The sequence below is a fragment of the Marivivens sp. ABH4_498 genome (genome assembly GCF_056160585.1).
Window position 1 is genome coordinate 242,299 of sequence record NZ_JBSWXL010000003.1, and the last position, 20,826, is coordinate 263,124.

19 protein-coding genes are annotated in these 20,826 nt (G+C 56.7%); 13 read left to right on the forward strand and 6 right to left on the reverse strand.

From position 1 onward, the window contains the following. Window positions 1–131: 131 nt before the first annotated feature. Both uraH and ACXAGA_RS08540 read left to right on the forward strand, forming a co-directional pair. Window positions 132–488, forward strand: a complete 357-nt coding sequence (gene uraH, locus ACXAGA_RS08535; RefSeq protein ID WP_475117061.1) for a hydroxyisourate hydrolase — start codon at window positions 132–134, stop codon at window positions 486–488. Next, window positions 488–1,702: a urate hydroxylase PuuD gene (locus tag ACXAGA_RS08540; RefSeq protein WP_475117062.1), complete on the forward strand. Its 1,215-nt coding sequence runs from the start codon at window positions 488–490 to the stop codon at window positions 1,700–1,702. The genes uraH and ACXAGA_RS08540 overlap by 1 nt, the downstream gene beginning before the upstream one ends. Here ACXAGA_RS08540 and ACXAGA_RS08545 read toward each other — a convergent pair. The 5 genes from ACXAGA_RS08545 to ACXAGA_RS08565 form a co-directional block, all read right to left on the reverse strand. Then, window positions 1,692–2,645: an aldose epimerase family protein gene (locus tag ACXAGA_RS08545; RefSeq protein WP_475117063.1), complete on the reverse strand. Its 954-nt coding sequence runs from the start codon at window positions 2,643–2,645 to the stop codon at window positions 1,692–1,694. The two genes, ACXAGA_RS08540 and ACXAGA_RS08545, sit on opposite strands and share 11 nt — an antisense overlap. Then, window positions 2,642–3,358: a 2-dehydro-3-deoxygalactonokinase gene (locus ACXAGA_RS08550; protein ID WP_475117064.1), complete on the reverse strand. Its 717-nt coding sequence runs from the start codon at window positions 3,356–3,358 to the stop codon at window positions 2,642–2,644. Before ACXAGA_RS08550 ends, ACXAGA_RS08545 begins: the two co-directional genes overlap by 4 nt. Before the next feature lie 56 nt (window positions 3,359–3,414). Continuing rightward, on the reverse strand, window positions 3,415–4,785 hold the full coding sequence (locus ACXAGA_RS08555; RefSeq protein WP_475117065.1) for an aminotransferase family protein: 1,371 nt from the start codon (window positions 4,783–4,785) through the stop codon (window positions 3,415–3,417). A 77-nt stretch (window positions 4,786–4,862) separates the two neighbouring features. After that, a complete protein-coding gene (locus tag ACXAGA_RS08560; protein WP_475117066.1) occupies window positions 4,863–7,460 on the reverse strand; it encodes a hybrid sensor histidine kinase/response regulator in 2,598 nt (865 codons plus the stop codon). A gap of 39 nt (window positions 7,461–7,499) precedes the next feature. Further along, a complete protein-coding gene (locus tag ACXAGA_RS08565) occupies window positions 7,500–8,027 on the reverse strand; it encodes a putative pterin-binding protein (protein ID WP_475117067.1) in 528 nt (175 codons plus the stop codon). A gap of 319 nt (window positions 8,028–8,346) precedes the next feature. On the opposite strand from ACXAGA_RS08565, the gene ACXAGA_RS08570 reads away from it, so the two are divergent. Continuing rightward, window positions 8,347–8,949 carry a response regulator transcription factor gene (locus ACXAGA_RS08570; protein ID WP_475117068.1) on the forward strand — a complete coding sequence of 201 codons (603 nt, stop codon included), beginning with the start codon at window positions 8,347–8,349 and terminating at the stop codon, window positions 8,947–8,949. A 60-nt stretch (window positions 8,950–9,009) separates the two neighbouring features. Here ACXAGA_RS08570 and ACXAGA_RS08575 read toward each other — a convergent pair whose 3' ends face one another. Then, a complete protein-coding gene (locus tag ACXAGA_RS08575) occupies window positions 9,010–10,050 on the reverse strand; it encodes a hypothetical protein (protein ID WP_475117069.1) in 1,041 nt (346 codons plus the stop codon). 89 nt (window positions 10,051–10,139) lie between these two features. Here ACXAGA_RS08575 and flgB point away from each other — a divergent pair, with 89 nt between their 5' ends. The 10 genes from flgB (at window position 10,140) to flgK (ending at window position 20,822) form a co-directional block, all read left to right on the forward strand. Beyond that, window positions 10,140–10,532 carry a flagellar basal body rod protein FlgB gene (gene flgB, locus ACXAGA_RS08580; RefSeq protein ID WP_475117356.1) on the forward strand — a complete coding sequence of 131 codons (393 nt, stop codon included), beginning with the start codon at window positions 10,140–10,142 and terminating at the stop codon, window positions 10,530–10,532. Then, window positions 10,532–10,954: a flagellar basal body rod protein FlgC gene (gene flgC, locus ACXAGA_RS08585; protein WP_475117357.1), complete on the forward strand. Its 423-nt coding sequence runs from the start codon at window positions 10,532–10,534 to the stop codon at window positions 10,952–10,954. Before flgB ends, flgC begins: the two co-directional genes overlap by 1 nt. A gap of 8 nt (window positions 10,955–10,962) precedes the next feature. Continuing rightward, window positions 10,963–11,643, forward strand: coding sequence for a flagellar hook assembly protein FlgD (locus ACXAGA_RS08590; protein ID WP_475117070.1), 681 nt, complete (start codon window positions 10,963–10,965; stop codon window positions 11,641–11,643). A gap of 24 nt (window positions 11,644–11,667) precedes the next feature. Continuing rightward, window positions 11,668–12,948: a flagellar hook protein FlgE gene (locus ACXAGA_RS08595; protein ID WP_475117071.1), complete on the forward strand. Its 1,281-nt coding sequence runs from the start codon at window positions 11,668–11,670 to the stop codon at window positions 12,946–12,948. Window positions 12,949–12,979: 31 nt separating this feature from the next. Beyond that, the gene (locus ACXAGA_RS08600) at window positions 12,980–13,738 is read left to right on the forward strand and encodes a flagellar basal body rod protein FlgF (RefSeq protein ID WP_475117072.1); all 759 of its coding nucleotides are present in this window, start codon (window positions 12,980–12,982) and stop codon (window positions 13,736–13,738) included. Between the two features lie 90 nt (window positions 13,739–13,828). Beyond that, the gene (flgG, locus tag ACXAGA_RS08605) at window positions 13,829–14,620 is read left to right on the forward strand and encodes a flagellar basal-body rod protein FlgG (protein WP_475117073.1); all 792 of its coding nucleotides are present in this window, start codon (window positions 13,829–13,831) and stop codon (window positions 14,618–14,620) included. Window positions 14,621–14,625: 5 nt separating this feature from the next. Then, window positions 14,626–15,285 (forward strand): flagellar basal body L-ring protein FlgH, encoded by a 660-nt coding sequence (locus ACXAGA_RS08610; protein WP_475117074.1) that lies wholly within the window; start codon window positions 14,626–14,628, stop codon window positions 15,283–15,285. Then, window positions 15,285–16,400, forward strand: coding sequence for a flagellar basal body P-ring protein FlgI (locus ACXAGA_RS08615; protein ID WP_475117358.1), 1,116 nt, complete (start codon window positions 15,285–15,287; stop codon window positions 16,398–16,400). The genes ACXAGA_RS08610 and ACXAGA_RS08615 overlap by 1 nt, the downstream gene beginning before the upstream one ends. Window positions 16,401–16,411: 11 nt before the next feature. After that, entirely contained in the window at window positions 16,412–16,720 is a 309-nt protein-coding gene (locus ACXAGA_RS08620) for a rod-binding protein (protein ID WP_475117075.1), read from the forward strand. Window positions 16,721–16,727: 7 nt separating this feature from the next. After that, window positions 16,728–20,822, forward strand: a complete 4,095-nt coding sequence (flgK, locus tag ACXAGA_RS08625; RefSeq protein WP_475117076.1) for a flagellar hook-associated protein FlgK — start codon at window positions 16,728–16,730, stop codon at window positions 20,820–20,822. Window positions 20,823–20,826 lie beyond the last annotated feature (4 nt).

A 20,826-nucleotide genomic window follows, 5' to 3' on the forward strand; every position in this document is an offset into this window, starting at 1 on the left:
AGCATTTGGTCAAAACTATGGTGTTGTGAAAGGCAAGGAAGTGCAAGGCGTCCCCGTATCTTTGGTGCGCACTGGATTATTTTCGTCCGTGCGTTCAGACCTTGAGTAATCAAAACGCTTGGAGACTAGGCATGACTGGCGGTTTTTTGACCACCCATGTGTTGGATACAGCCCTTGGCACCCCAGCCGCGGGTATGAAAATCGAACTTTATGATCTGTCGGGGGATACGCCCGCGTTGATCGCAACCAAAATTACAAACGCAGATGGCCGTACGGACGGGCCTATCCTGCCCACTGAAGATTTCAAAACGGGCCAATACGAATTGGTGTTCCACGCAGGCGATTATCTGCGCGGGCAGGGCGGCGATTTGCCCGAACCGCTGTTTCTGGACCTGATCCCGATCCGCTTCGGCATGGCGCAAGATGATCATTACCATGTGCCGCTGCTGCTATCGCCCTTTGGCTTTTCGACGTATCGGGGCAGCTGATGGTGTATTTGTTTCTAGACTGGATCGAATTTGCGGTTCGGTGGCTGCATGTCATCACGGCCATCGCGTGGATCGGATCGTCGTTTTATTTCATCGCATTGGATTTGGGCCTGCACCGCGACCGCAATTTGGCATCGGGCGCGGACGGCGAAGAATGGCAAGTGCACGGGGGCGGGTTCTACCACATACAGAAATATCTGGTCGCGCCCGACTCGATGCCTTCGGACCTGATTTGGCACAAATGGCAAAGCTATTCGACGTGGCTGTCAGGCTTTGCCCTGTTGTTCGTGGTCTATTATCTGGGCGGCGATCTGTATCTGGTGGACCCGTCCAAATTGGACATCCCCGTTTGGCAGGCGGCAGGCATTTCGGTGGCGTCACTGGCCGTGGGCTGGGTTCTGTATGACACGATCTGCAAATCGAAATTCGGTGACAACAACACGCGGCTGATGTTGCTGCTGTATGTCATTCTGGTCGTGATGGCGTGGGGCTATACCCAAATATTCACGAACCGCGCCGCATTGCTGCATCTGGGCGCGTTCACGGCGACGATCATGTCGGCGAACGTGTTTTTCATCATCATCCCAAACCAGAAAATCGTGGTCGCGGATTTGATTGCAGGCCGCACGCCTGATGCGAAATACGGTAAAATCGCAAAACAGCGGTCGACGCATAACAACTATCTGACGTTGCCCGTGATTTTCCTGATGCTGTCGAACCACTATCCGCTGGCATTCGGCACGGAATACGCGTGGGTGATTGCGTCGCTGGTGTTCCTGATGGGCGTCACGATCCGCCATTATTTCAATTCGATCCACGCGCGCAAAGGCAACCCGCATTGGACGTGGGCCATCACGGTGATCCTGTTCATCTGCATCATGTGGTTGTCGACATCCGCCCGCTGGGATTACGAAACCGAAAGCGCGATGTCAGACACGGCTCATGATTACGCCATGGCGGCAGAGTTCGAAGACGTGACCAACATTGTTTTGGGCAACTGTTCCATGTGCCACGCGTCCGAACCCAGCTGGCCGGGGATCAATGTGCCGCCCAAAGGTGTCATTTTGGAAAACCCGCAGCAGATCGCGAACCACGCCAAACAGATCTATATGCAGGCAGGGGTCAGCCACGCGATGCCGCCGCCCTCGGCCAGTTTTATCTACCCCGAGGACCGCGCAACCCTAATCCGCTGGTACGAAAACGTCAGCGGCTAAACCGCCATTCGACCTCTTGGGTCCAAACGCCCCCTGCGGGCACGTTGATTTTAGGAAAGCGTGCTTCGTGCGGGGCGTTTGGCCAGAACTGCGGTTCAAACGCCAGACCCGCGTAATCCGCACGGCCCGTTTTTGACGATCCACGCGCGTCATAGACCTGAATGCCGGGCATATCGGTGGCCATGGTCATGGTCAGATCGCCGCCTTTGAACGTCAGCACATCACGCAGATCGGTGCGCCCGCGGGACAGACAGAAATTGTGGTCTAGATCAGGTTCGCCCGGGATCACGTCGCGCAAGGCGCGGAAATCATAGGGCGTATCTTCGACGGGTTCTATATGGGTGGGGATGCAATCTTCGTCCGTTGGCAAATATTCATCCGCACGGATTTGCAGCTGATGCCCCACGATATTTGGCGCGCCTGTCAGGTTCCAATAGCTGTGGTTGCAGATATTGATGATGCTGTCCTCATCGGTTTTCGCGGTGACCTCTAGGCGCAGCACGTTGTCTGCCAGAATGGCGAAATGCACCATGACATCCTGATTGCCGGGGAAACCTGCCTCTCCATCCGGTAGGCGCACGGACAGGGTCACGGTGTCTTCGGTCTGATCCTCGATCGTCCATAGCTTGCGCTGGCTGCCTGCTTCGGCGGAATGCAGAATATGGCGGCCTTGGTTCGGGGTCAGCATATGTTCGATGCCCGAAATTCGCGCGCGGGCGCCAGCGATGCGGTTCGCAACGGGCGCAACGATCGGGCCGAAATGCGCCATGGTGGTTAGGTAATCGTCCAGATTTTCCGACCCAATCGTCAGGCTATGAGCCACCCCGTTCAGGCGCACCTCCTGCAGGATCGCGCCATAGGTCAGGATGCTGGCTGACAGATCGCCGTTTGTGATTGTGACGCGTTCAACGTTGCGGCCATCGGGCAAAGTGCCAAAGATCATTTGTTCATTCCTTTAAACACAGCCGTCAAACCGGCCAAAGTCGTATCTGTGGTGGTAGACACAGGCGCGGACTGCGCGGCCAGCGCCTGCGCATAGGCATCCGCAATCGGGCCGCTGCCCACAACGGTCACCTGCTGGCCCAGCCAATAGGCGCGGGCGGATTTTAGATCGGTGCCTGTCAAAATGCCCAAAGCATATCCCGCGCGCTGCGCCGCGTTCAGGCCCATCGCGTCCAGCGCCGCCAAATGCGCCATCATTCGTTCGGGGCGATCCAGTCCCATCGATAATCCTGCGCCGAACGCATCCGCATCGGGTGCATCAACGGCATAGGGCGCGTACATCTGCGGCAGGGCCGAGGATTGGAAACTGATGATTTCGCCCGCGCTGACGTGGATCCAATGCACCTGATCCGTGACCCAAATCATCACCCCATCCCAACGGTCATCCATCGCGACCAAACCGGCGACAGCGGCTGAGTGTGGCAATTGCGCCTGCGGGTTGGTCTGGCGGACGCGGGGGAATGCCCCGTTTTCGGGCGTGGCTTTGCACGGCACATTCAGAACGGGCGCATCGGGCAGGCCTGCGATGACTTGCGGGCCGGTCCAGTCGCCGATCAGCTCTGCTGGGGTTGACCCTGTACGGGTCTCAATCGGGCTATGCCCGTCCATTTTCCACGCGCGCTGCGTGGTCAAATCGATTGCGATCCATTGCATGTGTCACCTCTTTGGGCCTTTTCAATCACGAAAGACCCAAAGAGGCAAAGCACAGTTTACGCCATCACTCGCGTCAGGGCCTGATCAACCGCATCTGTGATCGCATCAATATCATCCGCTCCGGCAATCAGGGCAGGGGCGAACAGCAGCGTGTTGTTGAATCCGGGCATAGACCGGTTCGACGCGCCGATGATCACGCCCTGTTTCAAACAGTCGGCGACAACCGCCATCACGCGTTTTTCGTCCATAGGTTCGCGGGTTTCACGCGACTGGACCAGTTCGGCACCTTGGAACAGGCCCATGCCGCGGACTTCGCCGATGCAGGCGTGTTTATCCATCAGCGCCTTTAGGTTGTCGTTCATGCGCTGACCCATCGCGGTCGAATTATCGCACAGGTTTTCGTCCTCGATGATTTTCATGTTCTCCAGCGCCGCCACAGGGCCAGAGGTACAGCCGCCGAACGTCGAAATATCGCGGAAATAGCCCATTTTGTCGGTGTCATCTTTGAACATGTCAAAGACGCGTTCGGTGGTGACGCAGCACGAAATCGCGGCGTATCCCGATGCCACACCTTTGGCCATGGTCACGATGTCGGGCTGGATGCCGAACTGTTGATACCCGAACCAAGTGCCCGTACGGCCCAGACCGCAAACGACTTCGTCGATGTGCAGCAGGATATCGTATTTGCGGCAAATTTCCTGAACGCGTTCCCAGTACCCTTTGGGAGGCACGATGATGCCGCCGCCTGCGGTGATCGGTTCCAGACACAGCGCACCGATGGTGTCGGGGCCTTCGCGTAGGATCACATCTTCGATCGCTTGGGCGGCGCGTTCGCCGTAGCCCTCGCCGGGATTGTCGGCCTGATATTCCAGACAATGGGGCACTTCGACGAAACCGGGGGCAAAGGGGCCGTATTGTGCGTTGCGTTCCTGTTGCCCGCCCGCAGACAGACAGGCGATGGTGGTGCCGTGATAGTCGCGGTCGCGGTACAGGATTTTATGTTTCTTGCCGCCGTAATGTTTGTGCGAAATCTGGCGAACCATTTTGAACGCTTTCTCGTTCGCTTCGGACCCAGAGTTTGCATAGTAAACGCGCGACAGACCCGGCATTTTGCCGATCAAACGTTCGGCGAATTGCGCGCCCGGAATGGTGCCTTTGGCGCCCGCGAAATAGCACATTTTTACCAGCTGATCGCGCACGGCGTCTGCAATTTCGGTGCGGCCATAGCCGACGTTCACCGTCCAAACACCGCCTGATACGGCGTCCAGATGTTCCTTGCCCGTGATGTCCCAAACGCGCATGCCTTTGCCTTCGACAATGATCTGCGGATCAATGGTTTCAAAGGGTTTGTGCTGCACCAGATGGTGCCAAACATGGGCGCGGTCAGCCTCGATAATGGTGGCTGGGTCGTTCATTGCTGCGGACATTGGGGACCTCGGCGGGATTTGATCATATTTCGGTCAGTTGAGACAAAATAGACCACTTGGTCAAGCAAAGAGTTGGATTATTCTTCCGCCAACATGTCTTCGACCAGCTCTGTCAGCTCGGCCCGTGTTGCATCCCACAATTCGCGCATTTCAGGCGCTTTATCGCGCATTTTTTCGGCGCTTTCTGTTTTGCCGATCGTTTCCAATGATCGCAGCAGGCTGCTGAAACCAACCGTGCCGAACATTGACGAAGATCCCGCCAGTTTGTGGATTTCTGCGATCATTTGCACGTCATCGTCGGGCGGGGTTTCGACCAGATTTTCCACCATCGCATCCGTTTCGGTCACGAACGTTGAAATGAGGTTCGACGCCATCTGCGGCCCCAAATCTTCGATCAGGTCCGCCAACATTTCATTATCCACGGTTTCGACAGGGACGATTTGACCGGGTTGCGGGATTGGCGCAGCGATTGGCGTCGCGGTTTGCGTGCTAGGTTCCGCAGGCGTCACGGACACTGTTCGGGCCAGTTTCGAACGAGAAATCGGTTTGATCAGGACGTCGTTCATGCCGGCTTCTTTGAACCGTTCGATATCTTCGGGCAGGGCGTTGGCGGTCAGCGCGATAATGCGTGAATTTCTGTTGGGTCCGTCGCCGTTGCGGATCGCGACACAGGCGGTGATGCCGTCCATACGAGGCATCGAAATGTCCATCAGGATCAGGTCGAAATACTGCTGTGCCGCTTTGTCCACGCCTTCGCGTCCATCGTTTGCCAATGTGACGCGATGGCCGTCTTTGGTCAGCATTTCTTCGACAACCAGTTGGTTAATCTGGTTATCTTCGACAACCAGAATATCCATCGAATTCGACACTGCTAGGTCTTTGCCAGCATCAGCGGACTGTAGCGCGGTGGATTTTGATTTGGACAGGATGGGCAGTGGAATGCGGAACCAGAATAGGCTGCCGTCACCGGGTTCGCTTTCGGCGCCAATGGTGCCATCCATCGATTCAACCAATCGTTTTGCAATGCCCAGACCCAATCCAGTGCCGCCGAATTCGCGGGCGTAAGAACTGTCCAACGTCACGAAATCATCGAATATGCGGTTCAGGTCGTCATCATGAATGCCGATACCGGTGTCTGTAATACGGAATTCAACGATGTCGCTGTCACTGATTTGTTCGGCTTCGATCGATACTGTGCCGTCGCGGGTGAATTTGATCGCGTTGGACAGCAGGTTCATGATCACTTGGCGTAGGCGTTTTTCATCACCCAAAACGGTGGGCGATCCCAGATCGGTTAGATTACACAGAACTTCGGTTCTGTTCGTCGCGGAAATACCGTGCTGGCTGTCGATGATTTCTGCGACCAACTGTGACAAATCGAACGGATTGCGTTCGGCAATGACTTTGTTGGAATCCAGTCGGGCGATGTCCAGAACGTCATTGACATGGTGCAGCAACAATCGGCCCGACGTTTCCATGATCTTTAGGAAATTCTGCTGTCTTTCAGTCAGGTCAGTGTCGTTCAACAATTCAATTGTGCCCAGCATCCCGTTTAGGGGGGTGCGCATTTCATGGCTCATGACGGCCATGAAATCGGCTTTGGCTTTTTCGCCTGCCAACGCTTCGTCGCGGGCGGCCAACAGCTCGCGTTCGGCCGCAACTTGTGCAGAATTGTCGCGCAAAAAGGCAACGAACAGGACACCGGTTTTGGTATTCGCGCGGGCGATTGAAAATTCACACGGGAACATTTCCCCATTTTTGCGCAGCGCGTCCATCTGTACGCGGCCGCGACCTACGACGTGATAGGTGCCATCGCGCAGGTGTCTTTTCATACCCTCTAGGTGGGCCTTGCGATGCTTGAGCGGGATAATCATATCGACCAGCGGCGCGCCGATCGCTTCGGCCCTGCTGTAGCCAAAGATGGATTCAGCCGATCCGTTGAATTCAACGATCCTGCCCGCTTCGTTAATCACGATCACAGCATCAAGAGTGGACGAAACCATTGCCTCTAATCGGGCAGAGGCCGCGCTGATTTCATCGGCGTTTCGCTGGGCCACGCGGTAAAGTTGGAACAGCACCACCGACAAGATTGCCAATGCCAAAACCAAAGCCATGGTTAGCGCGGCGACCCGCATCAGCGTCAGCCAAACGATATGTCGGCTGCTGTCAGCCACATTAGCGAAAAATTCTATACCGATTAGTGCCATTTGGCGGATCGGCGTCGCCAGCGTTTCCAGATCACGACGCAGCGCGGGCAGCGATTGCGCCAGATTTTCGTCAGAGGAATCGATAACCGGAATGAGGCTATCTAGGGTCGATGAAATGCCGCCCAACCGCGCGGCAAAATCGATATCATTGCGCAGGTTTGCATAGGCTTTGCCCGTTTCAAAGGTCACGAGGCGGCTGTACAAAATGTCGAACCGTAGCCTGACATTTGAAATGTCACCGGTGGTGCCGTGGTTGTCTATGGCGGATATTAGGCCAAGGTATTCAACCTCTAGTTGGGACAACACCCATTGGATGTTGTCCGAATTCGCCGCAGCTTGTTCATCAATTTTTCGGTTAACTTCTAGGGCCAGAATAGCAATCGCGCCAAAACATATGACCAGCACGGCACCCAAGATGCCAAGCTTAGCCCACCCTAGGGGCCGCTTTTCTGAATCCAATGTTTGCACGACTATTCCTGTTATACAGGCCTATGACGCCTTAGAGGTTCAATCAAGAACCTCAATTCTGTCAAGTTGCCAGATGCTACGAGAGTAGACGACTTCTTTCTGAAAATCAGTTGAACTATCGTATGGGAATACTACCCAAAGAGGGCCTTTGTCGCGCACGCTCATTGGGGATCCGTTATTTTCATATGCAACCAATGCCCCGCCGGGGAAAACTTCGGCTAGTGGGATTTCGATGGCGTAATCATTGATCGCCGTCGCGCGCAGCGATTCGCCGTTCGCACCGACAGTTTCCAGCAATGTATGAAGCTCGACGCCGGTAAAGGTTTGTACCCCTTCGGTCCAAATGGTCGTCGTCTCAAACGTGGTGGCGGGCAGGGCGCGCAGCATCTCCAGATCGAAATTGGCGGTGCCGTCAGCGTTCGTGTTGGTAATGTCACCCGAAACGGTCAGGATTGTAACGCCCTGAGGAACATTCATTTCTTGGGCTTGGGCGTTGGTGCCAACGGTGATCGCGATGACGGCTGCTGCGGCGGCAAGGGACCGAAGTCCAAAATTTTGCGTGTTCATGGAATCAATCCCTTGGTCAATTATTCACTCGTTATTTTTTGGCACCAATCAGTCTAGGATGCGACATCGCAAAGGCATACGATTTTATACGAAAGTATAGTACACTGACCCGTGTGATTACCCAGTTATACGTTCGTTAGGGTACGTCATCGCAAGGTTGTGCGGTATCCATTCAAAGGTAGCGTTAGGCGAACGCAAATTTGAATGGTGAGATAAAATGTATAACCATAATGTACAGGGCACTGGTCAAGGTGCCAGCTCGATTGGAACGGGTACTTTCGGACAGACCGGTCCAATCCGAAGAGAGACGGAGCCGACAATGCGAGTATTGATTGCAGACGACCACGATTTGGTCAGGGAAACGGTAGCGGCTTTCCTATTGGCCGAAGGCGTGGTCGAAGTGAAAACGGCAGCTTCGCTGGACGAAGCGCTGTCGATCACCGACGAAACAGGCAGTTTTGATGTTGTTTTGCTGGATTACAACATGCCGGGCATGAATGGTCTGGACGGACTTACAAAAATGAAAGACGCCAACGATGGGCGCCCCGTTGCGATCCTGTCGGGTACGGCAACGCGCGACGTGGCTGATGCGGCGCTAAAAGCAGGCGCTGCGGGGTTTGTTCCCAAAACTCTGGCGTCGAAATCGATGGTCACCGCGATCCGTTTCATGGCGGCGGGTGAAACTTATGCGCCATTCGGGTTCATGCAAGAAGCTCCAGCAGCAGGCGACGGCCTGTTGACCAAACGGGAAACCGATGTGCTGCGCGGCATCTGCGAAGGTAAATCGAACAAAGAAATCGCGCGTGATCTGGACCTGCAAGAGGTCACAGTGAAACTGCACGTTAAGACATTGAGCCGCAAACTGGATGCACGTAACCGCACCCAAGCGGCAATGATCGCACGGGATCGCAACCTCGTCTGATTTAGACCATCACCATTCACGCCACTTATGAACAAAGGCGGGCCCAGCGGCCCGCCTTTTTTAATCGTCCATATCGCCGAAACTGCCGCCCAATTGGTCAAACAGCGCCGAGTCCGCCGACAAAGAATCCAAATCGGCGACTTGCGGTTTGCCTTTCTTGGGCTTCTCTGGCTCGGGTTCCGCCTTGGGTTCTGGTTCGGGTGTCGGTTCGGATTCTGGCTCTGGCGCGGTGTCGGCCTTTGGTGTGTCATCCTCCGCAAACGGATCCCAATCATCCAATGCCGTGGGCACTGCAGAGGCGTCTGTTGGTTCTGGATCCGGTGTTGCCGCGGGTTCATCATCGGCGAACGGATCCCAGTCATCTGACAGAACATCACTCTTGGCCGTTTCCGGCTCTGCAGGTGTATCGGCGACATCGGTATCGGTCGGCGCAGGCGTGTCCGTCGCCGCATCAGCGGGCGCGTCGCCAGCGCTGTCTTCCATTTCGGCAAACGGATCCCAGTCATCATTGGACACATCTGCGACCGTCGATGGGGTCGCAGGCGCGAATGCCGCAGGGTCGGGCGCAGGCGCATCGCCGGTATCTTCGGCCAATGCGTTGGTGACTTCTGCTGTGACCTCTTCGTCGGTTGGCGCGTCCAAATCGGCCAGACCGCCCAGATCGATCGCGGCGGGTTCTTCGGCCTCTGGTTCTGGATCGTTTTCCGGATATACGGGTTCTTCCTCTTCGTCGCCGCCGAACTGCAGCATCATCGTGGCATCGCTTAGGTCTAGCGACATCATCGACGTTTCCTTTTTAGGCTTGTCGGGCTTGGGCGGCGGTGCGGGTTCTTCGGCGGGTTCCGGTTCTGGAACGGGTTCTGGTTCGGGTTCGGGCAGTTTGGTGGGTTTAAAGGCGGGTTCTTTGGGCGGTTCAGTGACCAACAGCTCCATCAAGATCGACCGCAGCAAACGGCGATCAGATCCGGGATCGGTCATTGCATATTCGTTTTGCAAAAGTTCCAATTCGGCTGGCGTAATCGGGTTCGACGCTTTGCGAACGACAGTTCGAGCCGCTTTTTTGCGTGTCGCGTTTCGCGGCAAATATTGGTCTTTCGGCATCTCGACTCCGGTTTCAGCGAAACTTGGCACAGGCTTTGCATGAGTTGGCCCGAAGAACGGTTTCCCCGTCGAAGGACCAGACAATGACAATGACGACAGGTTTAAGAGAAGGTTTAGGTATCCACACAGAGGCGTTAGTCCTGCGTGGCAAGCGCAATGATTTGCTAGCATCGAACATCGCGAACGCCGCGACCCCTGGGTACAAGGCGCGCGACATCGATTTTGACTCTGTCCTTGCGTCGCAAACCCAGATGGGCGGCAACCTGCGTACGTCCGCAGATCGTCACATGCCCATCGCGACCGTCCATGGGACAGATCAGGCGGGATACCGCGTTCCAACCCAACCGTCATTGGATGGCAACACGGTGGATATGGCCGTCGAACAGATGGAATTTTCCGAAAACACCGTTCGCTATCAAACCAGCCTAGAGCTGTTGAACCGCCGTATCAGCGGCCTGATGAACGTGATCCGAGGTGAATGATGACCAATAGTCTGAACAATATCTTTGATGTCGGTGCGCGGTCTATGTCTGCGCAGATGGTGCGCATGAACACTTTGGCGTCGAACATCGCCAACGCGCACAGTGTCGCATCCACCCCCGAAGAGGCCTATCAGGCGCGCCGCGCGGTGTTTGAAACCCAGTATTCGGGTGCCGTGCGCGACATCAACACTCTGGCCACAACGCAGGCGACCGAAATTGTTGATCTGGCCCGTGATCCCGAAGCGAGATATCGCCCCGATCATCCCAAAGCCGATGAAAACGGGTTCATCTATCAATCCACCGTCAACGTCGAAGAAGAGATGGTCGAGATGATGGAGGCCAGCCGCCAATACCAGAACGTTCTGGAAACAGTGTCCACCATGCGCACGCTGATGTCGCGCACGGTCACAATGGGCAAATGAGGTAAACAATGACCGAAGTAACAGCCACCACCGGTAACCCGTTTTACCTGAATCGCGTCGGAGAGGTCACAAATTCCGAAGCCAGCAACGGTATGCTGGCCCAAGAGGATTTTCTGACCCTTTTGACCACTCAGCTACAGAACCAAGACCCCCTGTCGCCAATGGATAACGCCGAATTCTTGGGCCAGATGGCGCAGTTTTCCACCGTCGAAGGCATCGAGGACGTCAACGCCGGCATCGAGGCCCTGACCGAAGCCGTGTCCAACAATCAGGTCCAGACAGCGGCCGGATTTTTGGGCCGTTCGGTTTTGGCATCGGGCAATATCGCGCGTCCGGGCAATGATGGCGCCGTACGCGGTATGGCCGAATTGCAGGCCGCGGTGTCAGACGTCACCGTGACCTACACCGACCCAACCACCGGAAACATTCTGCATACCCAAGAATTGGGTGCCCATTCCGATGGTTGGATGTCCTTTGATTGGGAAGATGTTCCAACACAAATCGCAGACAGCCGCAGCCCCGTGATGGTGACCGTCACCGGCACATCCGAAACTGGCACGATTAGTGCACCAGTATCCGTATTCGCCCGTGTCGAAAGCGCATTGGGCGGCCCTGCAACGCCAAATATCACATTGCTGGTCGAGGACTATGGCGCTCTCGACAGCTTAGAAGTCAGCGCCTTCCGTTAAATATCAGCCTCGGAGAAGATAAAGATGAGTATGACCACTGCCCTGTCCGGGCTGATTGCCGCACAGCAGGACATTTCGACCACTTCGCACAACATCGCAAACGTGGGCACAAACGCATTCCGCAAAAGCCGCGCGGAATTCCAAGACGATTACTACACCACGCCGATGGACAGTTTCCGCACCGTCGTGGGTTCCGGTACCCACATGAGCCGCGTTGCGGTTCAGTTCGAACAAGGCAACTTTGTCGCGACGGGCCAGACATTGGATATGGCGATCCAAGGCGCAGGTTTCTTTGCGGTCGCGCCGCAGCTGGATTTGCAAGGCAAGCCAACGGAAATTCAATACACTCGAAACGGGGCGTTCAGTTTGGATGCCAATGGTCAGATCGCAGACAGCGCAGGCCGTCCGCTGATGACATGGCCAGTTGCCCAAGACGGGTCTATGCTGGACAGCAATACCTCTGCCCTAAGCCCTGTGCAGATCCCGTTGACCCGCGGTGAATTTACGGCAACGTCGGAAATGACGCTGGACCTGAATTTCCCTGTCGATGACGCGATGCTGAACAATCAGGATGCGATCCCGCCAACCAATGCGTTTGATCCTGCGGATTCCACGACATACGCATTTTCGACACCAATCCCCGTTATGGATGGAAACGGTGAATCGGTAGAGGCGCGCGCCTATTTCATCAAAACCAAATCGCCTGATCCTTTGGATGACACGACCGTTTATGAAATGCGGATGACCGTCGACGGTCTAGAGGTCCCATCGGCGAATGCGCCAGCCACTGAAACGGTTACTTTTGACACGCTGGGCCGCGTAACGGCCGCGTCGGGTACAATGGAATTTGGTGATGGTGCGGTCGAATATACGATTGACCCCAGCGCATCGAACCTGTCCGAAGACCCGTTTGCGGTGATGGCTGCAAATCATAACGGTGAAAACCCGATCGGTCTGTCGAACCTAGAGGTCGACCAGATGGGCGTTATCTGGGCGAATTACGGATCTGATGAACGTATCGCGCTGGCCCGTGTTGCTGTGGCGAATTTCTCGAACCCTCAGGGGTTGCGTCAGGCGGGCAACGCCAGTTTCGAAGCTGCCGCTGAATCGGGGGAACCCATGCACACCGCCCCAGGCGAAGACGGTTTGGGCCAATTGCAGTCGGGCATGCTGGAACGGTCCAACGTCGACCTGACCGAAGAATTGGTAAACCTGATCACCGCACAGCGGAACTATCAGGCAAACGCCAAGGCGATGGAAACATCGTCGTCCCTGATGCAGACCATTATGAACATCCGCAACTAATCGGATTTTCTAGGATAAAGGAGACGCAGAAATGGATCGTATGATTTACACGATGATGAACACGATAGATTCATCGCGAAACTTGCATACCATTTCTGCGAACAACCTTGCCAATATGAACGTGCCGGGGTTCCGGCGCGACATGCCGACCTATGAAGGGTCGGCGCAGCTGACAGATCGACAGACGTTCGAAAGCCGGTTGTTCCAATTGGAATCGGAACGCGCATCGTTTTCCAATGACACGGGTTTCATGGATCAAACGGGCGATCCGTTTGACGTCGCCATTATGGAGGACGGTTTCTTTTACGCCCGCGAAGGCAACGGAGAGGTCGGTCTAACCCGCCGCGGCGATCTGGCCACTGATGCGCAGGGACGGTTGGTCAATGGCGCCAATGAATTGATGCTGAACGCGGGATTCGAACCTATTGTGGTCCCGCCCTATCGATCGATCCAGATCACCGAAGTCGGTCAGGTCGTTATCGAACCCATCGGCGGTGCTGAGGGCGAAAAGATCGAAGTCGGCCTGTTGGCAACGGTCATCCCAGAGGGCGAAGCGCTGACCAAAGGCGAAGACGCCTTGATCCGTCGCGTCGATGGAACCGTGCCCGAACCCAACCAGATGGCGATTGTGCGGCAGGGCGTATTAGAAGGATCGAACGTCAATGCCACCGAAGAATTGCTGGCGACGATTGATATTCAGCGCGGGTTCGAGATGAACATGAAAATGATCACCACTGCCAAAGAACTGGACGAAGCAGGCGCATCATTAATGCGTCCCCCAGGCGAATAATTTCCTAAACAATTGACGCCCCGTGCCGTACGGTTGGCACGCCCTTTGCAGCATAGACATCAACAGAGCCACCGATGATGGAGCCTTACGATGTCTACCGATGCAATGCACGTCGCGAAAACCGGCCTGAACGCGCAGCAAACCCGCCTTCAGGTGATCGCCAACAACTTGGCGAACGTGAATACCACCGGTTTCAAACGCGACCGCGCCAATTTTGAATCCCTGCTGTATCAGGTCGAACGCCCCGGCGGCGACCAAACGTCAGAGGCAACAAACCTGACATCGGCACTGGCCATTGGTACGGGCGTGCGTGTTGTCAGCACCGACAAATTGTATAGCCAAGGCGCATTGACCGACACGGGCAACGCGCTGGACGTGGCGATCAACGGGCAAGGTTTCTTTCAGGTTCTGATGCCTGATGGCCGCATCGGCTATACCCGCGATGGTTCGTTTTCCATGAACCAAGACGGCACGCTGACCACCGCATCGGGTTATGTCGTACAGCCTGAAATGCAGATCCCCGCTGGGGCGTCGCAAATCAGCATTTCCAACGACGGCATCGTCAGCGTCATCATGCCCGGTCAGACCCAACCCGAAGAGGTCGGTCAGATCACACTGGCCAATTTTGCCAACCCGCGCGGTTTGGAACCCATCGGTGAAAACTTTCTGGTGGAAACCTTGGCCAGCGGCGAACCTGTTGTGTCCGCCCCCCAAGCCGAAGGCGCGGGGCAGTTGACCCAAGGCATGCTCGAGGCATCGAACGTCAACGTGGTGCAGGAATTGGTCGATATGATCGAAACCCAGCGCGCCTATGAAATCAATTCAAAATCAATCTCGGCTGCGGACGAAATGCTTCGCTACATGTCGAATAAAATGGGTTAATCGTCATGCGTATTTTGTCCATAATTGCCGGTCTTTCGTTGGTCGCTGGATGCACATCCACCTACGTCCAAGAGGTTACTTCCGCCAGCTACGAACCAGTTTATCCGGTCGAAGCATCCTATCAGCCAGAGCGCAATCCGACGGGCGGTATCTATTCCGCCGCGGCGCAGGGTTTGTTTGTTCAGGATCGCCGCGCATCCCAAGTTGGCGATGTTCTGACCGTCGAATTGTCCGAACGTTTTTCGGCCTCGAAATCGCAAAGCGCCAGCAATGGCCGTTCGTCGTCCTATAGCGCGGATTTGCCGGGTTTTCTGGGGGCGCTGGATGATAGCGCGCTGACCACCAGTTCGTCGCAGTCGTTCGCCGGCAGCGGTGCCGCCGCGCAATCGAATTCGCTGCGGGGCCGCATGACGGTACAGGTCGCGCGGGTTTTGCCGGGTGGATTGCTGGAAATCATGGGCGAAAAACGCCTGACCCTGAACACAGGCAACGAATACATCCGCGTCACCGGTATTATCCGCCAAGAGGACATTACCGCAGAAAACACCGTCGATAGTGACCGTATCGCCAACGCTGATATCCAATATGTCGGTGCAGGCCAAACCGCAGATACCGCGCGCCCGGGTTGGCTGGGTCGCGCCATGACAGTGGCGGCGCCGCTATGATCCGCGTTTTTGTCATGATCGCCGCGCTGGTCCTGAGCGCGGGGGCCGCGCAGGCGGATCGTCTAAAGGATATGACCACCATTTCCGGCGTACGGTCGAACCCGCTGGTTGGGTACGGCATCGTTGTTGGCCTGTCTGGCACCGGTGATGGTAACTCTGGCCTGACCTTGCAATCCATGCAGTCGATGCTGTCGCGCATGGGGCTGGCGGTCGAAGTTGGCGACATCAACGCCAAAAACGCCGCCGCCGTTATGGTCACCGCTGAATTGGGCCCGTTCTTGAAAGAAGGCCAAGAAATCGACGTCACCGTTGCGACCGTTGGTCAGGCGAAATCGCTGCAAGGCGGTACGCTGTTGATGACCCCGCTCATGGGGGCGGATGGTGAAATCTATGCCATCGCCCAAGGCAACTTGATTGTCGGTGGTTTGGGCGTTCAGGGCGCGGACGGCAGTTCGGTCACTGTGAACATCCCCACCGTTGGCCGCATCCCGAATGGTGCGTCGGTCGAACGTATGGTCGATAGCCCGTTTCAAGATGGCGACTATCTGATGATCAACCTGAACCGCGGCGATTTTTCGACCGCCGCTGCGACCGCCGAAGCCATTAACGAAGTGTTTGGCCCAGACGTGGCCGTGGCGCTGGACGGCACGACGATCCGTGTCCGTGCACCTGCCGATCCCGATCAGCGCGTGTCGTTCATGGGGTTGTTGGAAAACATCGAAGTCACCCCAGATCCACCCGCTGCCAAAGTGGTCGTGAATTCCCGCACCGGCACCGTTGTCATCGGCGGCGAAGTTCTAGTCACCCCCGCAGCCGTCACCCACGGCGGTCTGACAGTCACCGTGAACGAAGACTACGATGTGCAGCAACAGGCCACCATTGCGATGAACGGCGACACCACTGTCATTCAGCCCGATGAACCCATCGTGACGCCTGACAGCCAACTGTACATCAACGAAGACCCCGCAAAGGCATTTTTGTTCGATCCAGGCGTATCACTTGCGTCGCTGGTCGATGCCATCAACGCGGTCGGCGCATCCCCTGGTGATCTGGTCGCCATCCTAGAAGCCTTGCGCGAAGCAGGCGCTCTGCGTGCCGAACTGGTCGTGATCTAAGGAACAGCCCAATGGATATCAACGCACCCGCATCATTGTATTCCGTCAATCAAACACAGGCCCCCAGCCTGAACAACAACGGCCGCGCAACCGAGCAGGACCTACGCGACGCGGCAGACGGATTTGAATCGCTCTTTGTGACGATGATGCTCAAGGCGGGGCGCGCAGCCAGTTTCGGCGACGAACTGACAGGCGGCAAAGGCGTTGAAATGGCCCAAGGCCTGTTTGACAGCAAAGTCGCCGAAGTCACCGCAAACCGCACAAATCTGGGCATTTCAGATGCCATTTTCCGTCAATTCGGCGGACACACATACAGGTAACAGATAGATGCCCAACCTTCTTGATATCGGCACATCGGCCCTGATGGCCTATCGCACGGCGCTGACGACGACAGGCGAAAACATCGCCAACGCAGCGACCGATGGGTACAGCCGCCGTGATACGGTCGTCAAAGAAATCGCTGGCGGCCAGATGACCGTGACCAGCCAGAATTCAGGCGGGCAGGGCGTCATCGTTGATCAGGTGCGCCGCGCCTTTGACGGGTTTTTGGCCGAACGGGTGCGCACGACTGCGGGCGAATATACCTCTGCCGAAACATTTCAGACGATCAGCAGTGCGATCGAAGACCTATTTTTGCCGTCGGTTGGCGGGATTGCGACGGGTTTGGACCGTTTCTTTAGCGGTTTGTCCACGCTGTCGGGGAACCCTGCCGATACTGCGCTGCGTCAGGCGGCGATGGAATCTGCGAATTCTTTGGCCACCTCCATCGCAGATGTCGCCGTGGGCCTACAGTCGCTGCGCGCTGATGTGGTGACCCAAGCGAACACGGCAAATGATTTGCTGAACGAAAAAATGTCCGCTTTGGCCGAATTGCAGGACGGAATGACCGGCGCATCCAATGACAATGGCGGTTTGAACCCGTTGATGGATGAACGCGACCGCCTGCTGCGCGATATATCCGAAATCGTTGGCAATAAGGTCAAATTGGATGAATTCGGACGCGCCAAGGTTTATCTGGGCGACAACGAAGGTGGCCCGATCCTGGTCGATATCGGCGAAGCTGTGCGCAGCGAATTGGACACCGACGAAGACCTGCGCATGGTTCTGACCCGCGATGGTGTGTCCAAAGAAAGCACTCAAATTACGGGCGGCCTGATCGAAGGTTACCGCGCAGCGATGGCTGCCATCGATGAAGCGGCGGTGCAGCTGGACGCTTTTGCGCGCCGTATCGCGACCGATGTGAACACGCTGCATTCGACGGGTTTGGACAAAAACGGCGATTTCGGTGGCGAACTGTTTTCCATGGACGGTTGGAACGTCAAACCCGATTTGGTCAATCAGGGCTCTGCCTTTGTGGAATTCACGGTCACTGACGATGAACTGGCCGATGATCTACAAACCTTTACCCTGACCCGTGATGACGCTGCAGGCGAATGGATTGCCAAAGATCAGGCAGGCACCGAAATCGGGCGCGGCGCGACCGTTCTGACATTGTCAGGTGTGACGCTGACCCTGACCGGAACCTTTGCCGATGGTGACCGGCTGACGATTTCGCCGCGCACGGGCAAGGCGATCGATATGAAAATGGCGCTGAACGATCCGGCAGAATTCGCCGCATCCGCCGCCAATCTGGTTGCGCCATTGGCCAGCAATTCGGGCACCGCCGATGCGGTTATGGCGCTGGTTCCCGCATCTGAACCTGCGGTTCCTGACCTGTCGACCATTCTGCCTGTGTCTGGGTCGGGTGCCGATGCGGCGAATTTGTTGTCGTCGGGTGTTGTGGGGTATGTGCCTGCCTCTGCGTCGTCTTTGTCATTGGCGGCTATGGGTCAGCAATCGACGCAGGATTTCGTCGTATCGGATGCGCAGGCGGCATCGGCGACGGCGTTGACGTTTTCGATTTCGGGTACGTCGTATAGTTTTGATCTATCCGCAGTTGGCGCGGCAGACGCATCCGAATTAGCCGCTGCGCTGAATGCGGGAACGGTCCAAACGATAGCGGGCGAAACGCTGTCGGATCTGGGTGTTCATGCTGCGGGCACCTCTGGGTCGTTGTCGTTGGCGCTGGGCGTCGGCGATTTTGATGCGGCTGCCACGCTGTCATCGGGGGCAGGGGCGTCTGCGGGCGCGTTGATCCCCGCACAGTCGGGCGGCGGGCAGATCCAGATTTTCACCCGCAACGGCGTACAGCTGGCAGGACCGGCGTTGGATGCAACGGCCGCTGCGGCCCTTTTGACCGAAGACAACGGTTTCTTTGACGGGGCCACCTATATCCGTGATTACCTGTATGGAAATGACGCGGACGGCTATCGCGGTTTGTCCCGTAGTGAACAAATCATTCCAGGGGCTGAAACGGTCAACCTAACATTAGCTGCGCCAATCACATGGACATCGCCCGCTCAGCGTCCGCTGTCGGATGCACAAACGTTGTCGATCGGTTACATTCTGGGCGAAGATCAGGAAATTAATTTGCCGCAAGGCGCTTCGGCGGCGCGCGCGGCGGCGATGATCGCGCCCAACATCACCGGCATGTCGGTTGATGCCGATACCAGCGCGGGCCTGACGATCAGTGCCGATGGTAATGTGTCGTTTGTGATCGAAGGTACCAACGTCGAACCGTTGTCGATCAATGGTCTGGTGTCAGGCGGGCGGATGGATAGCATCGCGGCGGCGATCAATGCGCGTACCGCGGCAACGGGCATCACCGCCAGTCTGGCCCAAGACGGGTCGCGGATTGTCCTGAACCACCCTGACGGCGAAAACATCGCGATTTCGGCCTTTAGCCATTCGGCGGGCGGTACGATGGACATATCGCCTGCGGGCGCATATGGATTGCCCAGCGGCACGGCGACGACGATTGGGGCGGGCGTCGACAGCATTTCTGTGACGGGAACGCTGACGTTCAATGCGCCGTCGGCATTCGGATTGGGCTATGATTCCGTGATGTATAGCTCTGCCATAGATACAAATGGCGGCGGGCTGGTGTCGCAATCCTATGGGCAGGCCGGTGCCGTGCAGACCTTTGCCTTTAGCCCGATGGATGATTTTGACGCTGGCGCAGCGTCGGTGGACGGCCTAACGGCCCAAGCGCCCAGCACGCAATATACCCTGAATATCGCAGGCCAAACGGTCACCTATGCCGGGGCCGATCCAGCGGCTGGACTTGCGGCATCTTTGCGCAGCCAAGCCCCCCAAGCCGCGATGACAGGCGCGGCATTGGCCAGCCTGCCGCCTGCTGGCGCGGCGACGTCGGTGAAACTGGGCGAAGACACCTATGTTTTGCGCATGACGACCAGCGGTATCACTGTGACGGGCCCAGAACAGGATCGTCTGACCGCCAGCTTTGATGCATCGAACCGCCTGACGATTTCGGTCAATGACGGCACGTTGGATGGTGCGGCCTTGTATGTTCCGTTGGGCACATCCGGCGCGGGCGATTTCGGCATCGCGCAGTCGCAATCGCCGGCGTCAACCCTGACAGGTCAAACGATGGACCCCGCAGGATTGCCATCGTCGATGGATATTGACGTGAACGGCACAATTTACACGGTGCCTGTTTCCACGGGTGGTGCCGCAGTTCCAACGGGGTTTCCGGGGTCGGCGGCGCTGGTCGGTGGTCAGATCGAATTCACCTTTGATCCGGGCACAGGCCCTGTCAGCATTGAACCATCCGCAGGTGCAACCGCCGCAGGGTTCGGTGTGTTGGGCATGACGATGCAAGTGTCGGGCGACGATCTAACGTTCACATCGTCGACGGGCGCATCGATTGACGCTGATATCACTGTCACATCTGCCGCAAGTCAGCGGATCACTCTGGATAACCTACCCGAAGAAGATCTGATTATCGTCATGAAAGGTGCCACCCCCATGCGATTGGGCGGCGGGTACGAGGCAGGCGAGCTGAGCGGATATTCTCCGTCCGTGCGTGTGGACGTTGCAGATGCCGCAGCAGGCGTGGTGCGTTTGGTCGACAATGACACAGGTCACACTATCGCGGAACGCACGCTGGATGACAGCAATGCCGCTGAATTCGGCACCGTGCAATTTGCGCTGTCTGGATCGGCTCAGGACGGCGATGGGTTTGTCATGATGGCGAATGATGGGTTCATTAACGACAGCCGCAACATCAACGCGATGGCTGCGCTGCGAAACGCGGACCCGACATCGGGCGAAGGCGGCTTTGGCCGTATCCTTGCTGCGCTACAGGCCCAAAAGGGCGCGATGGTGTCTGCCGCCAAAGCGCGCGTCGAAGTCACCGATGCCAACCGCGAAAGCGCCGAACGCGTTTATGCCGACCGCACCGCCGTTGATCTGGACGAAGAAGCCGCCCGCCTGATCGACCAACAGCAGGCCTATCAGGCCTCTGCCCGTATCCTGACCGTGGCGAACGAATTGTTCGACACCTTGCTAAATTCACTCTGAGGGT

Excerpts from the sequence above, each read along its gene's own strand:
- ACXAGA_RS08565 (WP_475117067.1), bottom strand. The coding sequence starts at position 8,027 with ATGAACACGCAAAATTTTGGACTTCGGTCCCTTGCCGCCGCAGCAGCC.
- ACXAGA_RS08545 (WP_475117063.1), bottom strand. The coding sequence starts at position 2,645 with ATGATCTTTGGCACTTTGCCCGATGGCCGCAACGTTGAACGCGTCACA.
- flgB (WP_475117356.1), top strand. The coding sequence starts at position 10,140 with ATGACGACAGGTTTAAGAGAAGGTTTAGGTATCCACACAGAGGCGTTA.
- flgG (WP_475117073.1), top strand. The coding sequence starts at position 13,829 with ATGTCTACCGATGCAATGCACGTCGCGAAAACCGGCCTGAACGCGCAG.
- uraH (WP_475117061.1), top strand. The coding sequence starts at position 132 with ATGACTGGCGGTTTTTTGACCACCCATGTGTTGGATACAGCCCTTGGC.
- ACXAGA_RS08570 (WP_475117068.1), top strand. The coding sequence starts at position 8,347 with ATGCGAGTATTGATTGCAGACGACCACGATTTGGTCAGGGAAACGGTA.
- flgK (WP_475117076.1), top strand. The coding sequence starts at position 16,728 with ATGCCCAACCTTCTTGATATCGGCACATCGGCCCTGATGGCCTATCGC.
- ACXAGA_RS08600 (WP_475117072.1), top strand. The coding sequence starts at position 12,980 with ATGGATCGTATGATTTACACGATGATGAACACGATAGATTCATCGCGA.
- ACXAGA_RS08595 (WP_475117071.1), top strand. The coding sequence starts at position 11,668 with ATGAGTATGACCACTGCCCTGTCCGGGCTGATTGCCGCACAGCAGGAC.
- ACXAGA_RS08550 (WP_475117064.1), bottom strand. The coding sequence starts at position 3,358 with ATGCAATGGATCGCAATCGATTTGACCACGCAGCGCGCGTGGAAAATG.
- ACXAGA_RS08555 (WP_475117065.1), bottom strand. The coding sequence starts at position 4,785 with ATGTCCGCAGCAATGAACGACCCAGCCACCATTATCGAGGCTGACCGC.
- ACXAGA_RS08620 (WP_475117075.1), top strand. The coding sequence starts at position 16,412 with ATGGATATCAACGCACCCGCATCATTGTATTCCGTCAATCAAACACAG.
- ACXAGA_RS08590 (WP_475117070.1), top strand. The coding sequence starts at position 10,963 with ATGACCGAAGTAACAGCCACCACCGGTAACCCGTTTTACCTGAATCGC.
- flgC (WP_475117357.1), top strand. The coding sequence starts at position 10,532 with ATGACCAATAGTCTGAACAATATCTTTGATGTCGGTGCGCGGTCTATG.
- ACXAGA_RS08575 (WP_475117069.1), bottom strand. The coding sequence starts at position 10,050 with ATGCCGAAAGACCAATATTTGCCGCGAAACGCGACACGCAAAAAAGCG.
- ACXAGA_RS08540 (WP_475117062.1), top strand. The coding sequence starts at position 488 with ATGGTGTATTTGTTTCTAGACTGGATCGAATTTGCGGTTCGGTGGCTG.
- ACXAGA_RS08610 (WP_475117074.1), top strand. The coding sequence starts at position 14,626 with ATGCGTATTTTGTCCATAATTGCCGGTCTTTCGTTGGTCGCTGGATGC.